We start from the raw sequence: 388 nt of genomic DNA, 5'->3' as shown, positions 1-388 counted from the left end.
GGTCGTCCCGAAGGTGGACGCGCTGACCCAGATCGCGAAGGCGAGCGAGGCCGCCGCGGTGCTGGTCACCTCCTCCGGCGAGGGCAAGGAGGTCGCCGCCCGCGTCGCCCTGCGCCTCGGCTCCGGCATCATCACCGACGCGGTGGACCTCCGCGCGGGCGAGGACGGCCCGATCGTGACCCAGTCGGTGTTCGCCGCCTCGTTCACCGTCGACTCGCGCGTCTCGACCGGGGTGCCGGTGATCGCGGTCAAGCCGAACGCCGTCGCGCCGGAGGCCGCCGCGGCCGCGGGCACCGTCGAGGACGTCACCGTCGCGTTCACCGGCAACGCCGCCAAGGTCGTCTCGCGCACCCCGCGCGTCTCCACCGGCCGCCCCGAGCTGACCGAG

At 75.3% G+C, this 388-nt stretch carries 1 pseudogene; it reads left to right on the top strand.

Annotated elements, in window-relative coordinates:
* A pseudogene (locus PUR56_RS00050) lies at positions 1–388 on the top strand (electron transfer flavoprotein subunit alpha/FixB family protein); the annotation flags it as partial.

This window comes from Streptomyces sp. BE303, from assembly GCF_036290945.1.
Taxonomy (GTDB): domain Bacteria; phylum Actinomycetota; class Actinomycetes; order Streptomycetales; family Streptomycetaceae; genus Kitasatospora.
This window is presented reverse-complemented; position numbering and strand designations above follow the sequence as displayed.